A 21,735-nucleotide genomic window follows, 5' to 3' on the forward strand; every position below is an offset into this window, starting at 1 on the left:
CGCTCCGTATGGATGGACGTGAAGCGATACTTCCGTGGGCCGGTCATGTGGATCGTGCTGGCCGTCCTCGCCGTGGTCGTGTTGATGCAGGTCGTCGGCTCGGGCAGTGGCTACAAGACGGTGGACACCGGCAAGGTCGTCCAGGCGATCGACAAGAACCAGGTCGACCAGGTCAAGCTGACCACCGGCGACGAACAGATGATCAAGGTCGACCTCAAGGACGGCCAGAAGATCGACGGCAGCGACAAGATCCAGGCGAGCTACATCGGCACGCAGGGATCCGACCTCGCCGCCACGCTGCAGCAGAAGTTCGAGGCGGGTGAGATCGACAAGGGCTACACCGTCTCCCCGACGAAGCAGAGCACCATCGTCTCCGTCCTGCTGTCGCTGCTGCCGTTCGTGCTGATCGTGCTGGTCTTCCTCTTCCTGATGAACCAGATGCAGGGCGGCGGCTCCCGCGTCATGAACTTCGGGAAGTCCAAGGCCAAGCTGATCACCAAGGACACCCCCAAGACCACGTTCTCGGACGTGGCCGGATCCGACGAGGCCGTCGAGGAACTCCACGAGATCAAGGAGTTCCTCCAGGAGCCCGCCAAGTTCCAGGCCGTCGGCGCCAAGATCCCCAAGGGCGTCCTGCTGTACGGCCCGCCCGGAACCGGCAAGACGCTCCTCGCGCGCGCCGTGGCCGGCGAGGCGGGCGTCCCCTTCTACTCGATCTCCGGTTCCGACTTCGTCGAGATGTTCGTCGGTGTCGGCGCCTCCCGGGTCCGCGACCTCTTCGAGCAGGCCAAGGCCAACGCACCAGCGATCGTCTTCGTCGACGAGATCGACGCCGTCGGCCGGCACCGCGGCGCCGGGCTCGGCGGCGGCCACGACGAGCGCGAGCAGACCCTGAACCAGCTCCTCGTCGAGATGGACGGCTTCGACGTGAAGGGCGGCGTCATCCTGATCGCCGCCACGAACCGGCCCGACATCCTCGACCCCGCCCTGCTGCGCCCCGGGCGCTTCGACCGGCAGATCGCCGTCGACCGCCCCGACATGCAGGGCCGTCTGGAGATCCTCAAGGTCCACCAGAAGGGCAAGCCGGTCGCCCCCGACGTCGACCTGCACGCCGTCGCCCGCCGCACCCCGGGCTTCACCGGCGCGGACCTGAGCAACGTCCTCAACGAGGCCGCGCTGCTCACCGCCCGCAGCGACAAGAAGCTCATCGACAACCAGATGCTGGACGAGGCGATCGACCGTGTGGTCGCGGGCCCGCAGAAGCGGACCCGGATCATGTCGGACAAGGAGAAGAAGATCACCGCGTACCACGAGGGCGGACACGCCCTGGTCGCCGCGGCGTCCCCGAACTCCGACCCCGTCCACAAGATCACGATCCTGTCCCGGGGCCGCGCCCTCGGCTACACGATGGTCCTGCCGGACGAGGACAAGTACTCGACCACCCGCAACGAGATGCTCGACCAGCTCGCCTACATGCTGGGCGGGCGGGCCGCCGAGGAACTGGTCTTCCACGACCCGACCACCGGCGCCGCCAACGACATCGAGAAGGCCACCACCACGGCCCGCGCGATGGTCACCCAGTACGGCATGACCGAGCGGCTCGGCGCGATCAAGTTCGGCGGCGACAACACCGAGCCCTTCCTGGGCCGCGAGATGGCGCACCAGCGCGACTACTCCGAAGAGGTCGCCGCGCTGGTCGACGAAGAGGTCAAGAAGCTCATCGAGGCCGCCCACAACGAGGCCTGGGAGATCCTCGTCGAGAACCGCGACGTCCTCGACAACCTGGTCCTCGCCCTCCTGGAGAAGGAGACCCTGGGCAAGGAGGAGATCGCGGAGATCTTCGCCCCGATCGTCAAGCGTCCGTCGCGCCCGGCCTGGACCGGTTCCTCGCGGCGTACGCCGTCGACCCGCCCGCCGGTCCTCTCCCCGAAGGAGCTGGCCCTCACCAACGGCTCGACTCCCTCGACCGCCGCCACGGCGTCCACCACCCCGGTGGACACCACCAAGGCCCCGGAGCCGGCCCCGGCCCCGGAGGAGCGCCCAGAGGTCTGATCTCCCGCCCACGGGCCCGGCTCCCCCCGGCCCCGGAATGCATGCCGCGCCCCCCAGGTTCTAGCCTGTGGGGGCGCGGCATTTCTGCACTTCACGCACGTCAGGTACTTCAGGCAAGACGGAACGAGGCTCACATGATCGACCCGGTGACGCTGGACGGCGAGGGCACGATCGGCGTTTACGACGAGAAGCGCGCCGAGAACGCCGTACGCGAACTGCTCATCGCGGTCGGTGAGGACCCCGACCGCGAGGGCCTGCGCGAGACACCGGCGCGGGTGGCGCGGGCGTACCGGGAACTGTTCGCGGGGCTGTGGCAGAAGCCCGAGGACGTTCTGACGACGACGTTCGACCTGGGGCACGACGAGATGGTGCTCGTGAAGGACATCGAGCTGATGGCCACCTGCGAACATCATCTTCTCCCGTTTCACGGAATTGCCCACATTGGCTACATCCCGGCTGAAACGGGCAAAATCACAGGTCTGTCGAAGCTGGCCCGGCTCGTCGACGTCTTCGCCAGGCGCCCGCAGGTCCAGGAGCGGCTGACGACGCAGATCGCCGACTCGCTCATGGAGATCCTGGAGGCGCGCGGCGCGATCGTGGTCATCGAGGCCGAGCACATGTGCATGTCGCTGCGGGGCGTCCGCAAGCCGGGGGCGAAGACGACGACGTCGGCGGTCCGCGGGCAGCTGCGGGACTCCACGACGCGCGCCGAGGCGATGAGCCTGATAATGGCGAAATAGCAGGACAGAACGGCTGTACGCCCTTGGTGCCCCGTACCCTCTCGGCCAGCGGATCCGATCGCTGACCGAGAGGGCTGTCCGGTACCTGTTGCGGGCTGACCGGCAGGTTCCACAGCTGTCGCCTCGACCCGCACCCTGGCCCACCGGTGAACGGGCAGGTCGCGTGCGAGTCCGGGTGGCGAGGCCCCCTACGCCGTCGTCGTGGAGGCCCCCGGGGGCTCCTCGTCCTCCGGGAGCTTGCAGACGCGCTCCAGGAACAGCGCGGCCGCGACCACCCCGGCACCCGCCAGGACCGCGAGGCCCGCGTAGATCGCCTGGTCGCGGCGGGCCGGGACGTCCAGGAAGCTCAGCAGGAAGACGCCCGCACCGCCGTACATGCCGCTGACGACGGCCGTCACCAGGGCACTGGCCTGGCCGAAGACGACCGCGCGGGCCGCCATCATCGGCTCGACGCCCTTCGCACCGGGGCGGCGCTCGCGCTGGGCCTTCAGCCGGGAGCGCAGGGACAGCGCCGTCGCCAGGAGGACGGCGGCGATCACCGCGAGGACGATCGGCGCGGCCAGAGGCACGCTCGGCAGCGTGCCGAGCGCGTCCCACAGCCGGGCGCCCGCCCAGGACAGGACACCCGCCACGACGAACAGGCCGATCAGTACCTTGACCCGCAGTTGCTTCACCGGTGTCCTTCGCGTGCTCGGAGCGGTAGGTGCCGTACGGACAACGGTCAGTCGGGCAGACGGAGTTCCAGGTCGGCGCGCGGGGTCACGCCCGCCTCGCCCACCGCGGCCAGCAGGTCCGCGACCCGGCCGGCGCCCGGCAGTGTCGCGTCCGGCTCCACGTCCAGCCAGGGCCGCAGCACGAACGCCCGCTCGTGGGCGCGCGGGTGCGGCAGGGTGAGCACCGGGTCGTCGGAGACCCTGTCCGCGTACGCCACGATGTCGACGTCCAGGGTGCGGGCACCCCACCGCTCCTCGCGGACCCGGTCGAACGCCTCCTCCACCGCCTGCGCCCGCTCCAGCAGGCTCGACGGGGGGAGCGTCGTCTTCACGATCACGACCGCGTTCAGGTACGAGGGCTGGGAGCCCGGCTCGACGCCCCAGGGCTCCGTCTCGTACACCGGCGACACGGCCTTCACGCGGAGCCCGGGTGTGTCCTCCAGGGCGTCGATGGCGCCCTGGAGGTTCTCCAGCCGGTTGCCGAGGTTGCCGCCGAGGGACAGGACCGCCCGGCGGGGGTTGGACAGGGTGCTGTCGGCCGCGTCGACCTGCGCCGTGACGGAGGCGGGTACGGGCTGGACCGTCGGGTCGCTGGGCGTGCGGTTCATACGCGGCTCCGGGTGATCGTGACGGTCACGTCGTCGAACGGGACGGTGATCGGGGCGTCCGGCTTGTGGACGCACACTTCCACCTCCTGCACGCCGTCGTGCTTCAGGCACTGCTGGGCGATGCGCTCGGCGAGCGTCTCGATCAGGTCGACCGGCTCGCCCTGGACCACGTCGACGACCTCCTCTGCGACGATGCCGTAGTGCACCGTCTTCGCCAGGTCGTCGTCGGCGGCGGCGGGCCGGGTGTCGAGGCCCAGCACCAGGTCCACGATGAACGTCTGGCCCTCTTCCCGCTCACGGGGGTAGACACCGTGGTGCCCGCGGGCCTTCAGGCCGCGCAGCGCGACACGATCCACGCGAATCACTCCTGCTGTCGTAGGTGGGGCGACACCCGGCCGGGTGCGGTCGGTCCGGTTGTCGCCCGTCGAATCTACCTGCGAGCACTGACACGGCCCGCGCACGGGGCCGCCTCGCGGTCCCTCACGGCCTCGCCTACCCATTCACGGCCGTTACACCGCGTCCTCGCCGGTCTCGTCGTCCTCGTCCTCGTCGGATTCCGCCAGGACGGGTGAACCATGGTGCGACCAGACCTTCCAGCCGTCCGGGGTACGGCGGAACACGTTCGTCGCGACGACCAGCTGCCCCACCAGGGGGCCCAGCTCGGCGCCGTCCTCGGCGGGGCCCCCGCTGAGGATGTTCTCGGTGCAGGTCACCACGGCCGTGTCGGCGGCCACGGACACCTTCACGTCGGTGAGGAAGAACTGGATGTAGTCGGTGTTCGCCATGATCAGCGCGTACGAGCGGAGCACCTCACCGCGGCCGGACAGGACCGGCCAGCCCGGGTGGACACAGGAGATCTCGCCGTACCGCTCGTCCAGCCACAGCCCGGCGACCTCCTCGAAGTCGCCACGCTCCACCGCCTCGTAGAACCCGGTGTTGGCCTGCTCGACCGCCTCGGTGTCGGTGTGCGCCTCGCTCACGAGGCGGCGCCCTCGATGGCTCGGGCAACGCGGACGGCGTCCGCGGTCGCCCGCACCTCGTGCACGCGGACCGCCCAGGCGCCCTCGCGGGCGGCGATCGCGGACACCGCGGCGGTGGCCGCGTCCCGTTCACGCGCGGGTGGCGGGGTGTGGCCCTCGCCGGCCAGGATCCGGCCGAGGAACCGCTTGCGGGACGCGGCGACCAGGAGGGGGCGCCCGAGGGCGCGCAGGGCGTCCATGCGGGCCAGCAGCGCCAGGTCGTGCTCTGCGTGCTTGGCGAAGCCCAGGCCGGGGTCGACGATCAGCCGTTCCGGGGCGATGCCGCCGTCGACCACGGCCTCCACGCGTGCGTGGAGCTCGTTCACGACCTCGGTGACCACGTCGTCGTACACGGCGAGGCTGTTCATGTTCTCGCTGAAGCCGCGCCAGTGCATGACGACGAACGGCACGTCCGTGGCGGCGATGGTGGGGACCATCCGCGGGTCGGCCTGCCCCCCGCTGACGTCGTTGACGAGTACGGCTCCGGCCTCCACGGCCTGCCGGGCGACGGAGGCGCGCATGGTGTCGACGGACACGGTGACACCCTCGGCGGCCAGGCCCCGGACGACGGGGACGACGCGGCGCAGCTCCTCGTCCTCGTCGACCCGGGTGGCGCCGGGCCGGGTCGACTCGCCGCCGACGTCGACCAGGTCGGCTCCCTGGGCGACCAGCTCAAGGCCGTGCTTGACGGCCGCGGTCGTGTCGAACCACCGCCCGCCGTCGGAGAAGGAGTCGGGCGTCACGTTGACGACGCCCATGACCGCGCAGCGGTCCCACTCCGCGATTCCCTGCACCGTGCCCCGTCCACGCAACGTACTCATACCCCCCAGCCTAGGCCCGCCCCGGCGCCCGGGCGGCGCGCGGTCCCGGCCGACGGCTGCTCCCGGCGGGGGCGGGCGGGGGTGCGGCGCTGGGCGGTCCGGGCGTGTGGCCTTCGGCGGGGCCCCGGCCGCAGGGCGGTGCGGGAGCCGGGCTGTGGTGTCTCCGGGATGCGGCGGCGCGTTCTCCCGCGTCGCGGGGCGGGACCGGCTTCCCCGGTGACCTGTCACGGCCCCCGGTGACCCGTCACGGCGTGGCACCCGGGACGAGGGGCGCCTCCCGGGGGTGCGGCGGCGCTTCCCGTCGTACGGCCGGGCGGGAGGCGCGGGCTCGGCGGGCCCGGCCGCGGGGCGGTGCGCCTGCCCGGGGCGCGGTGTCTCCCGGGCCGTGGCGTATCCGGGGGCGTGGCCATGCCTCCCGCGGCGGGGCGGGCGGGGCGCGGGAGGCTGTGCGGTTCTCGGCGGGGCGGCTGTGCGGCGCCGTACGGTGCTGCTCCCGGGGCCCGCGAGGGCGTGGCCGGCGGGCCGGGCGGCGTCCTCCGGTGGCGCGACGCCGCCCGGGGCGGGGAGCGGGCGGAGGAGTGGTCCCCGCGGGCCGGCTACGCGGCGCGCATCTCGTGTTCGGGCGGTGGGGCTGTGATGTGGGCGCAGGGGCGGGCCGTGGGGGTGGTGCGGCGGCGGAAGGGGCGCGGGAGGGCGACGGTCACGAAGCCCTCGGCCTGCATGGCCGCGAAGCCGATGCGGGGCAGTTCCTTGGTGCTGCGGTACACCACGAACCGGGGCTCCCAGCGCGGCTGGAACTTCGCGTTGAACTTGTACAGCGACTCGATCTGGAACCAGCGGGACAGGAAGACCAGCAGGCCACGCCAGACCCGCAGGACCGGCCCGGCGCCCAGCTTCTCGCCGCGCGCGAGGGCGGAGCGGAACATCGCGAAGTTCAGCGACACGCGCGCGACGTCCAGGTGCGGGGAGGCCTGGAGTGCCGCGACGATGAGCAGTTCGTTCATGCCGGGGTCGGCGGAGCGGTCGCGTCGCATGAGGTCCAGGGACATGCCGTCCCGCCCCCACGGCACGAAGTGCAGGACCGCCTTCAGGTCCCCGTACGGCGATGTCTGCGTCGCCTCGTCGGCCTTGTGCGCGGTGGCGATCACGGCGTTCCCGTCGGCGGGGTCCCCGACCCGGCCGAGGGCCATCGAGAAGCCCCGTTCGGTGTCGGTGCCGCGCCAGTCGTCGGCGGCCAGCCGGATCCGCTCCAGCTCGGCGTCCGAGAGGTCACGGACGCGCCGGACCCGGGTCTCGTAGCCGTTCCGCTCGATGCGCTTGACCATCTGGCGCACGTTCCGCATGGCGCGCCCGGAGAGGGAGAAATCCGCGACGTCGACCACCGCCTCGTCCCCGAGTTCCAGCGCGTCGAGTCCGGTCTCACGGGTCCACACGTGTCCGCCGGTCTCGGAGCAGCCCATGACGGCCGGTGTCCAGGAGTGGGCCTTGGCCTCGTCCATGAACCGCTCGATGGCGCCGGGCCAGGCCTCGACGTCCCCGATGGGGTCGCCGCTGGCGAGCATCACGCCGGACACGACGCGGTAGGTGACGGCCGCCTTTCCGCTGGGCGAGAAGACGACGGCCTTGTCGCGGCGGAGCGCGAAGTGGCCGAGCGAGTCGCGTCCGCCGTGCCGGGCGAGCAGTTCCCGCAGCCGCGCCTCGTCGTCCCCGGTGAGCCGGGCGACCGGGTGCTCGGGGCGGAAGGCCAGGTAGATGGTGGTGACGGCGGTCAGCAGGCCCAGTCCGGCGAGTGAGTAGCCGACGGTCCAGGACACGCTGTCGCTGTAGCCGACCGGGCCTTCGGCGCCGACCAGGCCGAGCAGGACGTGCTCCAGCCGTTCGGTGAGGCTCGGGTCACCGATGACCTTGCCGGGGTGGGCGCTCACGATGACCATGCCGAGGGCGATGGAGCCCGCGCCCATCAGGACGAAGTTGGCGAGTGCCCGCCACCGGCCGCGCGGGTCGGGCAGGGCCGCGAACTCCCTGCGGTGGTGCAGCAGCAGGGCCAGCAGGATCAGGGAGAACAGCACGCCGACAACGGAGTGCCGGTAGTAGAACTGGGCTGCCGCGGCGATCGGGAGCACGACGACCGCGGCCCGCCAGGCGCGCCGCTTGTGCCGCTTCAGTCCGTGGGCGAGGAGCAGCAGGACGACCCCGAGGCTGATCGAGACCGCCGCCGACAGCGGACCGAGCGTGCCGGGCAGGACCTCCACCCAGTAGTGGAAGCGGCTGGCCCGGAACCGGGGGAACACCCCGGCGGCGACATCGATGAGACCGATCAGCGTGCAGGCGGTGCCGACGAGCGAGGGCACCTTCTCGGGGCGAGGACCCCGCAGGATCCGGCGCATCCGACTCGGAACCGATGCTGAATTATCCCCATCTACCGTGACAGACATGGCTTCCCGTGGCTCTGCGAGAGGTCGTTGCGTCCCTGAGGGCCCGATCCGTGCCGCCAGGGGCGCGGCCTCGGTGCCGGACAACCGGACTGTGTGCGCCTTCTAGGACGGCAGGTTCGCCGTGCGGGTTCATCGGTCCGCCGGAAAATCTCGCCCCCGGACGTCCTCGGAAGGTCCGCGGAACGTCCTCCGGGCGTCCCCTGCGGCCTCTGCTCTGCTCTCTCTCCCGACCGACTCGACTGGAAAGCTTGACGACACATGGGTCTCACCAGCAACAAGGTTCTGGCCCTGGCCATCCTCGTGGCCGTGGTGTTCTTCGCCGCGACAGTGTGGCTGTGGCCCCGGCTGGCGGGGCGGGGCTGGCGCGCCCTGTCCGGCAGGGTGGGCCTGCTGCTGGGCACTCAGCTGTCGCTGTTCGCGGCGGTCGGCCTGGCCGCCAACAACTACTTCCTGTTCTACGGCTCCTGGGCGGACCTGCTGGGCCGGGAGCAGGAACCGGGCGTTGTCGTCGACCACTCGGCCGCGTCCGGAGTCAGGAACGTCTCCCTGGTGGAGAAGCGGAACCTCGAAGTCCCCGGCGGGCAGCACCCGCAGGTCGGCGGGCAGATCCAGAAGGTCGTCATCTCCGGTGAGGAGTCCGGCATCCGGAGCCCCGCGTACGTGTACCTGCCGCCGGAGTACTTCCAGCCCGCTTACGCGGAGAAGACCTTCCCCGCCTCGGTCGTGCTGACCGGCTACCCGGGCACCGCCGAGAACCTGCTCAAGGGCCTGCGCTACCCGCGCACCGCGTACGAGCAGGCCAAGGCCGGCAGGATGCAGCCGATGATCCTGGTGATGCTGCGTCCCACGGTCGCCCCGCCGCGTGACACCGAGTGTGTCGACGTGCCCGGCGGGCCGCAGACGGAGACGTACTTCGCGAAGGACCTGCCGAAGGCGGTCTCCGCGGCGTACCGGGTCGGCGGCGAGCCGCGGAACTGGGGTTTCATCGGGAACTCGACCGGCGGTTACTGCGCGCTGAAGATCGCCCTGCACCACCCGGAGCAGTTCGCGGCCGGTGCCGGGCTCTCCGCGTACTACAAGGCGGCCGAGGACGTGACGACCGGTGACCTGTTCAAGGGCGACGACTCCCTGCGCAGGCGGGCGGATCTGCTGTGGAGCCTGGACAACCTGCCGCAGGGTGAGTCGTCCTTCCTCGTCACCACGTCGAAGCAGGGGGAGAGCAACCTCCGGGGCACCCTCGACTTCATCGAGAAGGTGAAGTCGCCCGCGCGAGTGTCGTCGATCACGCTGGACAGCGGCGGCCACAACTTCGGCACCTGGAACCGGGAGATCCCGCCGACGCTCGTGTGGATGGGCGGCCGCCTCAGCGCGGCGTGACCACCCGCACGGAGTCCCGCAGGGCCTCGTGCAGCCGCTCCGGGGTGAGCACCCCCAGGTAGCGCCGGTCGCCGCCGGCCTCCGTCACGGCGACCCAGCCCGCGTCGTACTGGAGCATCGTGGAGAACGCCTCCTTGAGGGAGGAGCCCAGCGGCACGCGCGCGTCCATGGACCGGGCCTGCTCGCGGACCGTGCCGCCCGCACCGCGCGTGGCCGGCAGCCAGCCGTACGGGTGCCCCGCCGCGTCCAGCACGACCGCGGGCCCCCCGGACGGGAGCGGGTCGTCCAGCCGTACCGTCGGCGGCTGCTCCAGGTGGGCCTCCTCGACGGGGGTGACCGCCAGTCGCTTCAACGCCCGGTCGGCGCCCACGAACTCCGCGACGTACGGGGTGGCCGGGGAGCCCAGCACGGTCGCGGGCGCGTCGAGCTGTTCGATGCGCCCCTGCCCGTACACGGCCATCCGGTCCCCGAGCCGGACCGCCTCCTCCAGGTCGTGCGTGACGAACAGCACCGTCTTGCGCACCTGGGACTGAAGCCTGAGGAACTCGCTCTGCAGACGTTCCCGTACGACCGGGTCGACCGCGCCGAACGGCTCGTCCATGAGCAGCACCGGCGGGTCGGCGGCCAGGGCCCGCGCCACGCCGACCCGCTGCCGCTGCCCGCCGGACAGCTGGTCGGGGTAGCGGTCCCCGTAGACGGCCGGGTCCAGGCCGACCAGGTCGAGCAGTTCGGCGGCCCGGGCACGGGCCCTGGCCTTCCCCGTACCGAGCAGCCGGGGCACGGTGGCCGTGTTCTCCAGGACCGTGCGGTGCGGGAAGAGCCCCACCTGCTGGATGACGTAGCCGATGCGGCGCCGCAGCTCGACGGGGTCGGTGGCGGTGGTGTCGCGGCCGGCCACGAGGACCCGGCCCGAGGTGGGCTCCTCCAGCCGGTTCACCATCCTCATCGTGGTGGTCTTGCCGCAGCCGGACGGCCCGACGAGGGTGACCAGTTCGCCCTCCGCCACCTCGAACGAGAGGTCGTCGACGGCGGTGGTGCCGTCGGCGTACCTCTTGGTGACGTGTTCGAACCGGATCACTGCTCCCCCTTGTGATGCATGTGTGACGCGTGGTCGCCTGTGGTGCGGCCGGGGCCCATGGTGCCTTGTCGGGGCGCCGGACGGGGAATGTCGGTGCCGGGGCGTAGGGTCTTCCCTCGTCGAACACGACATCGAAGGGCGGGGCCGAGCAACCCGTCCGCCGCGCCTGACCGGGCGTCACGACGGGGAGGGGGAGCACACGTGAGGACGGGGGAAGCCCTCGGCGCCTCGCCGTTGGCCGCCGGTGACGGCTGCCTGGCGGCCAACGACTGGATCTGCGGCGAGTATGTGCGCTCCCGCGCCCAGGAGCTGACCGACGCCACGCTCCAGCATGTGGGGATCACGGTGGCGTCGGTGCTGATCGGTGTCGCGGTCGCCTTCCCGCTGGCCCTGCTGGTGCGGGCCCGCCCCGGGTTCGCGGGGCCGGTGCTGGGGCTCACGACGGTGCTGTACGCGGTGCCGTCGCTGGCCATGTTCTCGCTGCTGCTGCCGGTGTTCGGGCTGTCGGCGGCGCTGGTCGTGACAGGTCTGGTGCTGTACTCGCTGACGATCCTCGTACGGAACATCCTGGCCGGTCTCGCGGCGGTGCCCGAGGAGACGCGCGAGGCGGCCCGGGGGATGGGGTACGGGCCGGGGCGGCTGCTGTGGGAGGTGGAGCTTCCGCTGGCACTGCCCGCGCTGCTGGCGGGGGTGCGGATGGCGACGGTGTCGACGGTCGCCCTGACGACGGTGGGCGCGCTGGTGGACCACGGAGGACTCGGCACACTGATCACGGAGGGGCTGCAGAGCTTCTTCAAGGCGCAGGTGCTGACCGCGTCGGTGCTGTGCGTGCTGCTGGCGATCACCGCCGACCTGCTGCTCCTGGGTGTGCAGCGGCTGCTCACCCCGTGGGCGCGGGCGCGCGGGCGGTCCGGGGCGCGGGTGCGGGGCGCCGGAGAGGCGGTCTGAGCGATGGGTGTGGTGGCGGATGCCTGGGGCTGGCTGACGACCGGGGCCAACTGGCAGGGCGAGTCGGGGGTGTGGCACCGGCTGGGCGAGCACCTCTGGTTCAGCGGGGTTTCGCTGGTCCTGGCGTGCCTGATCGCGCTGCCCGTGGCCTTCCGGCTCGGCCATGTCGGGCGGGGCGGGGCGCTCGCGGTGAACGTGTCGAACGTGGGGCGCGCGGTGCCGACGCTCGCGGTGCTGGTGCTGCTGACGCTGACCCCGCTCGGCCGGTACGGGGCAGTACCGACGGTCGTCGCGCTGGTGCTGTTCGCGGTGCCGCCGCTGCTGACCAACGCGTATCTGGGCATGCGGGAGGTGGACCGGTCGGTGGTGGAGGCGGCGCGCGGCATGGGGATGTCGGGCGGCCAGCTGTTCCGTACGGTCGAGCTTCCGCTGGCCCTGCCGCTGGTGCTGACGGGGCTGCGGCTGGCGGCCGTCCAGGTGATCGCCACTGCGACGCTCGCCGCGATGGCCGGGGAGGGCGGGCTCGGCCGGATCATCACCGCGGGTTTCCACACCTACGACACCGCCCAGGTGTTCGCGGGGGCGCTGCTCGTGGGAGCGCTCGCGCTGCTGGTGGAGGGCGCGCTGGTCGCCGCGAGCCGGATGCTCGCGGCCAACGGACCGAACGGACGGAGACGGACATCGTGAAGACGAACGACGTGACGGCGGAACGCGGGAGCGGTATCCGGCGGCTCGGCAGGCGCGGGCGGTCCGCGGGCGCGGTGCTGGGCGCGCTGGCGCTGGCCGGGACGCTGGGCGCGTGCGGCGGCGAAAGCCTGGAGGAGAGCGCCGGCGGCACGTCCGGGTCCGGTAAGGGCTCGCTCGTCGTGGGCGCCGCGGGCTTCACCGAGTCGAAGGTGCTCGCGGAGCTGTACGCGCAGGTGCTGGCGGACGCCGGGTACGGCACCACCGTCAGAACGGTGGAGAACCGGGAGCTGTACGAACCGTCCTTGGAGAAGGGCGAGATCGACGTCGTACCGGAATATGCGGCTACGCTTGCCGAATTCCTCAACGCGAAGGTGAACGGGCCCAAGGCGCCCGAGGAGAAGCCGGTCGCGTCCAGCGATGTGACGGCCACCGTCACCGCACTGAAGAAGCTGGCCGAGCCGCGTGGTCTGAAGGTCCTTCCGGCGGGTGAGGCGGTTGATCAGAACGCATTCGCGGTGACCAGGGAATTCGCTGACAAGAACAAGCTGAAGACGCTTTCGGATCTCGGCCGTTCCGGGCTGAAGGTCAGGATCGCGGCGGGTGACGAGTGCACCGTGCGGCCGTTCTGCGCGCCCGGACTGAAGTCCGTGTACGGCATCGACGTGGCGGGCATCGACCCCAAGGGCGTCGGCACCCCGCAGTCCAAGCAGGCGGTGAAGGACGGCACCGACCAGATGATGCTGACCACCACCACCGACGCCACACTCGACGCCTTCGGCCTGGTGCTGCTGGGGGACGACAAGAAGCTCCAGAACGCGGACAACGTCCTGCCGGTCGTCAACGCGCGCGACGCGGGCGCGGCGGAGATCGCCACCGCCCTCGGCAAGATCACCAAGACGCTGACCACCGCGGATCTGGTGGAGCTGAACCGGAAGGTGGACGCAGAGCGGGCAAAGCCCACCGATGTGGCGAAGGGCTACCTGGAGGAGAAGGGGCTGATCGGGAAGTAGCCGGAAGAGGGCGGCCGGAGGGGAACCGGGCGGGGAAACGGAACGTGTCGGCAAAACATTGCCGGGCGGACACCCCAGAGTCCCCCTACGCACGGTAAATTTCAGGCCATGCCACGAGGACGCCACCGCCATTCACCTCCCCTGCACCGGCTTCTCCCGCCCACCGCGGTGGGCGGAGCGTCCGTACTGTGCGCCGGCGGCGCCTGGCTCCTGGCCGATCCCCTGGGGCTGCGCCTGCTCGTCGCCGCCGCGGCGGCTGCCGCCGTCACCGGCGCGGTGCTCATGCGGACCTGGGACCGCACCGCCGGCCGCCGGGTCGCGGAACTCACCCGCGCCCGCGCCAGCGACCAGTGGAAGACCGAGGAGCGCATAGCCGAACTGGAGGCCGACCTGGATGAGGCCCGGGAGCTGCGCGCCAGGCTCGACGCGAAACTGCGCGCCAAGCGGGCCGAACTCGCGGGGCTGCGGGGCGAGCACGCCGAGCTGCTGCGCCGGTACGCCACGTCGGAGACCGAGCGGGCCAGCACGCTGGAGGAACGGCGTCAGCTGACGCTCGGGGCGCCGGGGAAGGGCGGGGAGTCCGGGCAGGGTCCGGCCTCCGGTCCGGGCGGCTCCGGGTCCCCGGGCCCGGCTGCCCCGGCTGCCGGTGCGGGCAGGGCCGCGGACGGTCCGGCCGTGGGTGCCGAGCTGGTCGTCGCCTCGGGCAAGCCGACGGCCACCGACTACCTGCGGGCGGCACGGGCGTTGCAGGACCTCGCCCGGAACGCCGCCGCGCAGGAGGCCCGACGGATCGCCGAGGCCGCGCTGAACAAGGCACCCGGCGCCCCCGCTCCCGCCGCCTCCGCGATGCGGCATGTGCCCGCGGCGGCGGCCATCGTGCCGCAGGCCGCCCAGCGCCGCCAGGCGCCCCGGCCCGAGGGGCGCTTCGACTTCTTCGGCATGGAGGACCAGAAGGCGCTGCGCAAGCAGGGCGGCGCCGAGGACGTTCCCGCGCAGGCGCCCAGGGAGCTGGCCGCCAAGCAGCCGGTGGCCGCGATCGAGGCCGTACAGCAGGAGGATCTGGCGGACGTCGTGGGCGAGGAGGCTCTCGCCGCGGCGGACGACCGGCCGCAGCGTCCCCGGGGCGACGAGCACGCCGTCGGGGAGGTCATCGACCTGACCGCGCACGACGAGACCGAACAGCTCGACGTGGCGGAACTGCGGGACGCGGTCAGCTCCTGACGGCGGGAGCGGCCTCCCGGCGGACGCGGCAGGACAAGGGGGAGGCCCGGGCGGCTCAGCGGCGCCCGGGCCTCCCCTTACCCGTACCGCTACTTGTCGATGTCTCCGACGACGAAGAAGAACGAGCCGAGGATCGCGACCATGTCGGACACCAGCGTGCCCGGCAGCAGTTCGGTCAGGACCTGGATGTTGTTGTAGGACGCCGAGCGCAGCTTCAGCCGGTACGGGGTCTTCTCGCCCTTCGACACCAGGTAGTAGCCGTTGATGCCGAGGGGGTTCTCGGTCCAGGCGTACGTGTGGCCCTCGGGCGCCTTGAGGACCTTCGGCAGCCGCTGGTTGACCGGTCCGGGCGGCAGCTCCGCGAGCCGGTCGAGACAGGCGCCGGCCAGTTCCAGGGAGTTGTGCGTCTGCCCCAGCAGGCACTCGAACCGGGCCAGGCAGTCACCCTCCCGGCGGGTGACGACCTCCAGGGTGTCCTGAAGCTCCCCGTACGCGAGGTACGGCTCGTCACGGCGCAGGTCGAAGTCGACCCCCGACGCGCGGGCGATGGGCCCGCTCACCCCGTACGCGTGCGCCAGCTCCGGCGACAGGACGCCCACGCCGCGCGTGCGGCCCCGGAAGATCTCGTTGCCGAGGACCAGCCGGTCGTACACGTCCATGCGGGAACGGGCGGCGGCGACGGCCTCCCGGGCGCGGCCGAGCCATCCGGCGGGGAGGTCCTCCTTGAGGCCGCCGACCCGGTTGAACATGTAGTGCATCCGGCCGCCGGAGATCTCCTCCATCACGTGCTGGAGGTCCTCGCGCTCCCGGAAGGCGTGGAAGATCGGGGTGATCCCGCCCAGTTCGAGCGGGTACGAGCCGAGGAACATCAGATGGTTGAGCACCCGGTTCAGTTCGGCCAGCAAGGTCCGCAGCCAGACGGCCCGCTCCGGGACCTCCATGCCGAGCATCCGCTCGACGGCCATGACGACGCCGAGTTCGTTGGAGAACGCGGACAGCCAGTCGTGCCGGTTGGCCAGCATGATGATCTGCCGGTAGTCACGCGCCTCGAACAGCTTCTCGGCGCCCCGGTGCATGTAGCCGACCACCGGCTCGGCGTGCCGGATCACCTCGCCGTCCAGCACCAGGCGCAGCCGAAGCACCCCATGGGTGGACGGGTGCTGGGGGCCGATGTTCAGCACCATGTCGGTGCTCTCGGCGGCACCTCCGATGCCGACCGTGGTCTCCCTGGGCTGGGTGGTCTCCGTCATGCCGGACAGTATCCCCCGGCGGGGACCTTCTGGAGCAGCCAGGTGAAGTCTCCGAGCCCCCCGCGCGCGGTCAGCTCGGCCGCCTCCCCGGCGGCGGCGAGGGCGCGGACGTAGGCGGCGGGGTCGGCGGAGGCGAGGGCCAGCGGGGGACGTGCCCCGGAGACGCCGAGGTGCCGGAGGGCTTCGTGCTGGGGGACCAGCCCGGCGCCGGGGGCGCCGGGCACACACCCGGCGCCCAGCGGGCCGTATGCCGCCCGGGGGCCGGGATCTCCAGCCCGTCCGGCGGGGGAGAGCGCCGACGGCCCGCCGGTACCCGCGGCGGCACCGGCCGCCGCGCAGGCGTCCAGTGCGACATGAGCGGTGATGTCGCACGTACCGTCCGGTACGGGTGCCACCTCCCGGCCGTTCCGGAACCCGGCGAGCGTGCCGTACGGAGGCCGCGCCCCCGCCCGGTGCGCGTAGTCCACGGCGACCGCCAGTCCCGCCGACACCGTGCGCACCGCCGCCGCCCACGCCTCGTCGCGGGGCCGCCCGATCTCCGCCCGTTCCCCCGGCTCCCGCAGCGGCCACCACCGCCCGAGCCACGCCGCGTCCGCCCCGGTCACCGGTGCTCCCAGCCGCTCGGCGCCGTCCTCCCGCACCTCCACCCGGCGCACCACCCCGGTGTCGTCGACCTGCGCGACGTCCACCGGCACGTTGTCCAGCCACTCGTTCGCGAACAGCAGCCCCCGCACCCCCCGCGGCGGCTGCCGCGTCCACTGCACGCGCGCGTCCAGCCCCTCCGGCCGGGCGGCCCGTTCCACGGCGTACGCCCGTACCCGCAGCCCGGCCGGCACCGCCGCCAGCACGCCCGTCACCAGCTCGCCCCGCCCCGCGCCCACGTCCACGAACGCCACCTCGTCCGTGCCCAGCTCCTGCGCCGTCCGCTCCAGGAGACGCGCCACGGCGCGGGCGAACAGGGGCGAGGCGTGGACGGACGTCCGGAAGTGGCCCGCCGGGCCCTCGGGGCGCAGATAGAAGCCGCCGGGCCCGTACAGCGCGGCCTCCGCGGCCTCCCGCCAGCCCCGCCGGCCGCCGCGTGCGGACACCTCGGGCTTCTCGTCGTTCTCATCCGGCACAGGCACAGTGTCCACCTTGGGGAGTAGGGCTCCTGCCCGGGGATCGCACTCCCGGTTGACCCGTGCACCTGTCCGGCTTCCCTACGCTGGGTTACGTGCAGCGCCTCTACGACTTCCTCCGCCGACACCCCACGGGCGTCGACACCTTCTGGGCCGTGATGCTCTTCGGGCTGGCCGCGGTGACCACGTCCGGCATGCCGGGGAGCTACACCGCGGCCGTCGTCATCGCGCTGCTGCTGTGCCTCGTGGTGGCGCTGCGCCGCCGGGCGCCCGAGCGGATGCTGCTGCTCACAGTGGCGCTGGGGCTCGCCCAGCTGCTGCTGGACGTCGGGGTCAACCCGGCCGACTTCGCGATGCTGGTGATCATCTACACGGTCGCCGCACACGACGGGCCGCGCTGGGCCTCCCGGCTCGCCCTGGCGGGCGGGGTGGCGGCCTCGCCGCTCGCGGCGCTGCGCTGGCCGATGACCGACATGTCCCTGTTCGGGCAGGTGGCCTTCGCGGTCGTCATGACCGTGCCGTTCGTGCTGGCCTGGGTGCTGGGAGACTCGCTGCGCACCCGCCGCGCGTACCTGGCCCAGCTGGAGGAGCGGGCCGCCCGGCTGGAGCGGGAGCGGGAGGCGCAGGCGAAGGTGGCCGTCGCCGCCGAGCGGGCCAGGATCGCCCGCGAGCTGCACGACGTCGTCGCCCACAACGTCTCGGTGATGGTCGTGCAGGCCGACGGCGCCGCCTACGTCCTGGACGCCGCACCCGACCAGGCCCGGCAGGCGCTGGAGACCATCTCCTCCACCGGCCGCCAGGCCCTCGCGGAGATGCGCAGGCTGCTCGGCATCCTGCGGACCGGGGAGCACGAGGAGGCCGGCGAGTACGTGCCGCAGCCGGACGTGCAGCAGATCGAGGACCTGGTCGAGCAGGTACGCAGCTCGGGCATGCCCGTCGACTTCAGGATCGAGGGGGCGCCCCGCCCGCTGCCCAGCGGTGTCGAGCTGACCGCGTACCGCATCGTGCAGGAGGCGCTCACCAACACCCGCAAGCACGGCGGCCCCGACGTCGGTGCCAGTGTCCGGCTGACGTACTTCGACGACGGGCTCGGGCTGCTCGTCGAGGACGACGGGCGTGGTGCGCCGCAGGACATGTACGAGGACGGCGGCGCCGACGGCCGGGGCCACGGACTGATCGGCATGCGTGAACGGGTCGGCATGGTCGGCGGCACACTCGACGCGGGACCACGTCCGGGCGGCGGGTTCCGGATCAGCGCGCTGCTGCCGCTGAAGCCCGCACAGTAGAACGACACTTCAGAGAAGAAACGAGGCCCCAGATGACGATCCGTCTCATGCTGGTCGACGACCAGGTGCTGCTGCGGACAGGCTTCCGCATGGTGCTCGCCGCCCAGCCGGACATGGAGGTCGTCGCGGAGGCCGGCGACGGGGTGGAGGCCCTGGAGGCCCTCCGGTCCACGCCCGTCGACGTGGTCCTGATGGACGTGCGCATGCCGAAACTGGACGGCGTGGAGACCACCCGCCGCATCTGCTCCGAGCCGGACGCGCCGCGGGTGCTGATCCTCACCACCTTCGATCTGGACGAGTACGCCTTCTCCGGGCTGAAGGCGGGCGCCAGCGGCTTCATGCTCAAGGACGTCCCGCCCGCCGAACTGCTCGGCGCCATCCGTTCCGTCCACAGCGGCGACGCCGTCGTGGCCCCGTCCACGACCCGGCGGCTCCTGGACCGCTTCTCCTCCCTGCTGCCGACGAGCCCCGGCCACGAGCCGCAGCACAAGCCCCTGGAACGGCTCACCGACCGCGAACGCGAGGTCATGCTGCTGGTCGCCCAGGGCCTGTCGAACGGCGAGATCGCCGCCCGGCTCGTCCTCTCCGAGGCGACCGTCAAGACCCACGTCGGCCGGATCCTCACCAAGCTGGAGCTGCGCGACCGGGTCCAGGTCGTCGTCCTCGCGTACGAGACCGGCCTGGTCCGGGCGGGCGGCGGCGCCCTTCCCTGATCCGGTGCCCTACCGCAGCACGGTCTCCAGGAAGTCGCCGCCGATCCGGGCGACGGCGCTCACATCGAGCTGGTGCAGCACATAACGGCCCCGGCGCCGGACCGAGACCAGCTCGGCCTTCTTCAGCACCGACAGATGACGGGACACCTCCGGCGCGGTGATCCCGTACGCCTCCGCCAGTTCGCTCGTCGTGTACGCCCCGCGCGCCAACTGTCGGCACAGCCGCATCCGCATCGGGTGGGCCAGCGCCTCCATGCGCCGCTGGAGCAGGTCCACCGACGCGGTGCCGGGCACGCCCTGCACCCCGATCGGATACTGCACGACCGGCCGCCAGCCCCGCGTGGACAGGACCACCAGATGCGGCCACCCGAACCGGGAGGGCAGGAACGTCACCCCGGTCCCGAGCCCGGGGTCCACGGCGGTCGTCCGCCCCTGCAGCATCTTGTCCATATGGATGAGACGGCGCCCGTCCTCCTCCCTCACCGACATCGCCGACGACACCGCGCGCACCGCCTCGTCCAGCCCCTTCCGGCGCAGCAGCCCGGCCTTCTCCCGCGCGTCGGCGGCCAGCGCGGGCTGTAGCCGCCGCCAGGTGTCCGCGAAGAACGCCTTGTCGCAGTCCTCGAACAGCCGCCGCAGCCAGGCCCGTACGCCACCGGGGTCGTCCAGCAGCCGCCGGGTGAAGTCCAGCTGCCGAGGACCCCGGTTGGCGGCCATCTCCAGCGCACGCGCCGGCCGCACCGGCTCGCCGTTCATGTACGAGACGCAGCACACGAACTCCAGAGCCGCCGCGACGAACCGCTCCTCGTCGAGCCGGTCCAGCAGGTCCAGCTCCTCCGCCAGCGTCTCCCCGGGCCGGGGAGGGGTTCCGTGGCCCTCGCGGACGCCGGCATAGGGGAGGAACACGTCGGACATGGTGGCCGTCCACAGGAAGTTCGCCTCGTGCAGCCGCTCGGCCAGGTCCGGCTTCAGCCCCGCGGCGGTGGCCGTCGCCCAGCCGTGCAACCCCGGATGGTGGGCCGGCTCGGCCAGGGTGTGCAGGGCGGCGCCCAGCTCGGCCAGGGGCGAGAGGCCGAACACCAGGCCCTCGGCCGGCAGCCCGGTGATGTCTATCGTCACGCTCACGCCCCCATGGTGGTGCACCTCCTCCCCTCCGGGCGCCCAGTTGACGACCCCCGTCAATCCACGTGCCGCCGCAGCCGCCGCCCGCGCAGCCTGAACTCCGTGAACGTCACCCAGCAGCACCTCCTCGACCTCTACCGCGCCATCACCCTCGACGCCCCCCTTCCGCCCGCCCCGGGCCGACAGGCGCCGCCGGTGTCCCCGTCCCCGTCACCTCTCCGCTCTCACCCGACCCACGAACTCCACGAACCTCGCCGTGGCCTCCTTCACCTCCTCCGCCGTCCACTCCAGCGCAGGTGACGCGACCGTCACCTCCGTGAAGGCGACACCCGGAGGGCCGGCCGGGGCGCCTGCCGACCAGCGGTGGAACAAGGTCGTGCCCGTCTGCTCCGACTGCCGGAGCGCCGCCTCGGTCAGCACCTCCGGCGGATACGGCAGCCACACCTGGAACTGGTGCGTGCGCGGCACCTCGGGCTGAAGCCGGTACCAGGGCACCGCCGCCGTCTCGAACCCCTCCCGCAGCGCCTCCGCGACCACCACGGCGTGTGCCGCGTACCGCGGCAGCCGGGGCAGTTCCCGCTCCAGCCCGGCCAGCGCCGCCAGCGCCGCCGGGAACTGCTGGAACAGACCGCCGCCGTACCGGTGGCGCCACGCCCGTGCCTCCTCCACGAACGACTCGGGTCCCACCAGCGCCGCCCCGGACAGGCCCCCCAGAGACTTGTAGAACGACACGTACACACTGTCCGCGAGCCCCGCGATCTCGCTCAGCTCCCGTCCGAAGTGGGACGTGGTCTCCCACAGCCGCGCACCGTCGAAGTGCACCAGCGCGTCGCGCTCCCGTGCGGCCTCCACCACCTCCGTCAGCTCGTCCCAGCCCGGCAGGACGAACCCCGCGTCCCGCAGCGGCAACTCCAGCATCAGCGTCCCGAACGGCTCGTCCAGCTCCCGTACCTCCTCCGCTGTCGGCAGCCGCGGCTCGCCCGTCGGGTGCACGGTCCGCAGCCCGGCCAGCACGTGCACCGCGTCCCGCTCGTGCACCTCGGGATGCGCCAGCGGATGCAGAGCCACCACCGGGTTGCCGGTCCGCCCCGCCCAGCAGCGCAGCGCCACCTGCTGCGCCATGGTCCCGGTCGGGAAGAACGCCGCCGCCGGGAACCCGAGCAGCCCGGCCACCCGCCGCTCCAGCTCCGCGACGACCCCGTCCCCGTAGATGTCGGCCCGTGCGTCCAGGTCGTACACCTCGCCGGCGGCCGCGGTCAGCTCCGCCAGCCGCTCCCGCAGCGTCACCTCCCTGTATCCCCGTGACAGCGCCCGTCCGGCCGCACGCCACGCCGCGATCCGCCGCCGCTCCCGCGCTTCCCCTTCCTCCTCCGGTTCCCCCTGCTCTTCCCCTTGCCGTTCCTTCTGCTGTTCCCTGCTCTGTTCCTTCCGCTGCTCCTCCCGTGCCGCCGCTTCCGTCGCCCGCCCGGGCTGCGTGTTCTCCGGCATTGCATCAGTCATGCGGCGATCATCCACGTGCCGCATCCCCAGAAGCCCG

The 21,735-nt window shown here is 72.4% G+C and carries 20 protein-coding genes; 9 read left to right on the forward strand and 11 right to left on the reverse strand.

Annotated features, from left to right (window positions below):
• The first annotated feature begins 12 nt into the window (after positions 1-12).
• Positions 13-2,052 (forward strand): ATP-dependent zinc metalloprotease FtsH, encoded by a 2,040-nt coding sequence (gene ftsH / locus I3F58_RS14385; protein ID WP_240108879.1) that lies wholly within the window; start codon positions 13-15, stop codon positions 2,050-2,052.
• Between the two features lie 134 nt (positions 2,053-2,186).
• On the forward strand, positions 2,187-2,792 hold the full coding sequence (folE, locus tag I3F58_RS14390) for a GTP cyclohydrolase I FolE (RefSeq protein WP_240108881.1): 606 nt from the start codon (positions 2,187-2,189) through the stop codon (positions 2,790-2,792).
• 188 nt (positions 2,793-2,980) lie between these two features.
• Here folE and I3F58_RS14395 read toward each other — a convergent pair whose 3' ends face one another.
• The 6 genes from I3F58_RS14395 to I3F58_RS14420 all read right to left on the reverse strand — a co-directional run bounded on the left by I3F58_RS14395 (position 2,981) and on the right by I3F58_RS14420 (position 8,388).
• Positions 2,981-3,466 (reverse strand): DUF3180 domain-containing protein, encoded by a 486-nt coding sequence (locus tag I3F58_RS14395; protein ID WP_240108882.1) that lies wholly within the window; start codon positions 3,464-3,466, stop codon positions 2,981-2,983.
• Positions 3,467-3,513: 47 nt separating this feature from the next.
• Positions 3,514-4,113 (reverse strand): 2-amino-4-hydroxy-6-hydroxymethyldihydropteridine diphosphokinase, encoded by a 600-nt coding sequence (gene folK, locus I3F58_RS14400; protein WP_240108883.1) that lies wholly within the window; start codon positions 4,111-4,113, stop codon positions 3,514-3,516.
• The gene (folB, locus tag I3F58_RS14405) at positions 4,110-4,469 is read right to left on the reverse strand and encodes a dihydroneopterin aldolase (RefSeq protein WP_240108885.1); all 360 of its coding nucleotides are present in this window, start codon (positions 4,467-4,469) and stop codon (positions 4,110-4,112) included. The genes folK and folB overlap by 4 nt, the downstream gene beginning before the upstream one ends.
• A gap of 153 nt (positions 4,470-4,622) precedes the next feature.
• A complete protein-coding gene (locus tag I3F58_RS14410; protein ID WP_240108887.1) occupies positions 4,623-5,093 on the reverse strand; it encodes a nuclear transport factor 2 family protein in 471 nt (156 codons plus the stop codon).
• Positions 5,090-5,953, reverse strand: a complete 864-nt coding sequence (gene folP / locus I3F58_RS14415) for a dihydropteroate synthase (protein ID WP_240108890.1) — start codon at positions 5,951-5,953, stop codon at positions 5,090-5,092. The genes I3F58_RS14410 and folP overlap by 4 nt, the downstream gene beginning before the upstream one ends.
• A gap of 596 nt (positions 5,954-6,549) precedes the next feature.
• On the reverse strand, positions 6,550-8,388 hold the full coding sequence (locus I3F58_RS14420) for a transglutaminaseTgpA domain-containing protein (protein WP_240108892.1): 1,839 nt from the start codon (positions 8,386-8,388) through the stop codon (positions 6,550-6,552).
• Positions 8,389-8,646: 258 nt separating this feature from the next.
• On the opposite strand from I3F58_RS14420, the gene I3F58_RS14425 reads away from it, so the two are divergent.
• Positions 8,647-9,765 (forward strand): esterase family protein, encoded by a 1,119-nt coding sequence (locus I3F58_RS14425; RefSeq protein ID WP_240108894.1) that lies wholly within the window; start codon positions 8,647-8,649, stop codon positions 9,763-9,765.
• On the opposite strand, the gene I3F58_RS14430 is transcribed toward I3F58_RS14425, so the two are convergent.
• Positions 9,752-10,843, reverse strand: a complete 1,092-nt coding sequence (locus I3F58_RS14430) for an ABC transporter ATP-binding protein (protein ID WP_240108896.1) — start codon at positions 10,841-10,843, stop codon at positions 9,752-9,754. The genes I3F58_RS14425 and I3F58_RS14430 overlap by 14 nt on opposite strands.
• 201 nt (positions 10,844-11,044) lie before the next feature.
• Here I3F58_RS14430 and I3F58_RS14435 point away from each other — a divergent pair, with 201 nt between their 5' ends.
• The 4 genes from I3F58_RS14435 (at position 11,045) to I3F58_RS14450 (ending at position 14,709) form a co-directional block, all read left to right on the forward strand.
• Positions 11,045-11,791: an ABC transporter permease gene (locus I3F58_RS14435; protein ID WP_240108898.1), complete on the forward strand. Its 747-nt coding sequence runs from the start codon at positions 11,045-11,047 to the stop codon at positions 11,789-11,791.
• A gap of 3 nt (positions 11,792-11,794) precedes the next feature.
• A complete protein-coding gene (locus I3F58_RS14440) occupies positions 11,795-12,478 on the forward strand; it encodes an ABC transporter permease (RefSeq protein ID WP_240108901.1) in 684 nt (227 codons plus the stop codon).
• 35 nt (positions 12,479-12,513) lie between these two features.
• Positions 12,514-13,488, forward strand: coding sequence for an ABC transporter substrate-binding protein (locus tag I3F58_RS14445; RefSeq protein WP_240108975.1), 975 nt, complete (start codon positions 12,514-12,516; stop codon positions 13,486-13,488).
• 108 nt (positions 13,489-13,596) lie between these two features.
• A complete protein-coding gene (locus tag I3F58_RS14450) occupies positions 13,597-14,709 on the forward strand; it encodes a hypothetical protein (RefSeq protein ID WP_240108903.1) in 1,113 nt (370 codons plus the stop codon).
• Positions 14,710-14,798: 89 nt separating this feature from the next.
• Here the strand turns inward: I3F58_RS14450 and I3F58_RS14455 are convergent, their stop codons facing one another.
• Both I3F58_RS14455 and I3F58_RS14460 read right to left on the reverse strand, forming a co-directional pair.
• Positions 14,799-15,959 carry an NADH-quinone oxidoreductase subunit D gene (locus tag I3F58_RS14455; RefSeq protein ID WP_240108904.1) on the reverse strand — a complete coding sequence of 387 codons (1,161 nt, stop codon included), beginning with the start codon at positions 15,957-15,959 and terminating at the stop codon, positions 14,799-14,801.
• Positions 15,956-17,077 (reverse strand): SAM-dependent methyltransferase, encoded by a 1,122-nt coding sequence (locus I3F58_RS14460; protein WP_240108977.1) that lies wholly within the window; start codon positions 17,075-17,077, stop codon positions 15,956-15,958. Before I3F58_RS14460 ends, I3F58_RS14455 begins: the two co-directional genes overlap by 4 nt.
• A 95-nt stretch (positions 17,078-17,172) precedes the next feature.
• Between I3F58_RS14460 and I3F58_RS14465 the strand changes: the two genes are divergently transcribed.
• Together I3F58_RS14465 and I3F58_RS14470 are read left to right on the forward strand one after the other, a co-directional pair.
• The gene (locus tag I3F58_RS14465) at positions 17,173-18,363 is read left to right on the forward strand and encodes a sensor histidine kinase (protein ID WP_240108905.1); all 1,191 of its coding nucleotides are present in this window, start codon (positions 17,173-17,175) and stop codon (positions 18,361-18,363) included.
• A gap of 32 nt (positions 18,364-18,395) precedes the next feature.
• Positions 18,396-19,076, forward strand: a complete 681-nt coding sequence (locus I3F58_RS14470) for a response regulator transcription factor (protein ID WP_240108908.1) — start codon at positions 18,396-18,398, stop codon at positions 19,074-19,076.
• A gap of 9 nt (positions 19,077-19,085) precedes the next feature.
• Here the strand turns inward: I3F58_RS14470 and I3F58_RS14475 are convergent, their stop codons facing one another.
• Together I3F58_RS14475 and I3F58_RS14480 are read right to left on the reverse strand one after the other, a co-directional pair.
• The gene (locus I3F58_RS14475; protein ID WP_240108979.1) at positions 19,086-20,195 is read right to left on the reverse strand and encodes a DUF5937 family protein; all 1,110 of its coding nucleotides are present in this window, start codon (positions 20,193-20,195) and stop codon (positions 19,086-19,088) included.
• A 213-nt stretch (positions 20,196-20,408) separates the two neighbouring features.
• A complete protein-coding gene (locus I3F58_RS14480; RefSeq protein WP_240108910.1) occupies positions 20,409-21,698 on the reverse strand; it encodes a low specificity L-threonine aldolase in 1,290 nt (429 codons plus the stop codon).
• Between the last annotated feature and the right edge of the window lie 37 nt (positions 21,699-21,735).

The organism is Streptomyces sp. MUM 203J (assembly GCF_022414595.1).
GTDB lineage: Bacteria > Actinomycetota > Actinomycetes > Streptomycetales > Streptomycetaceae > Streptomyces.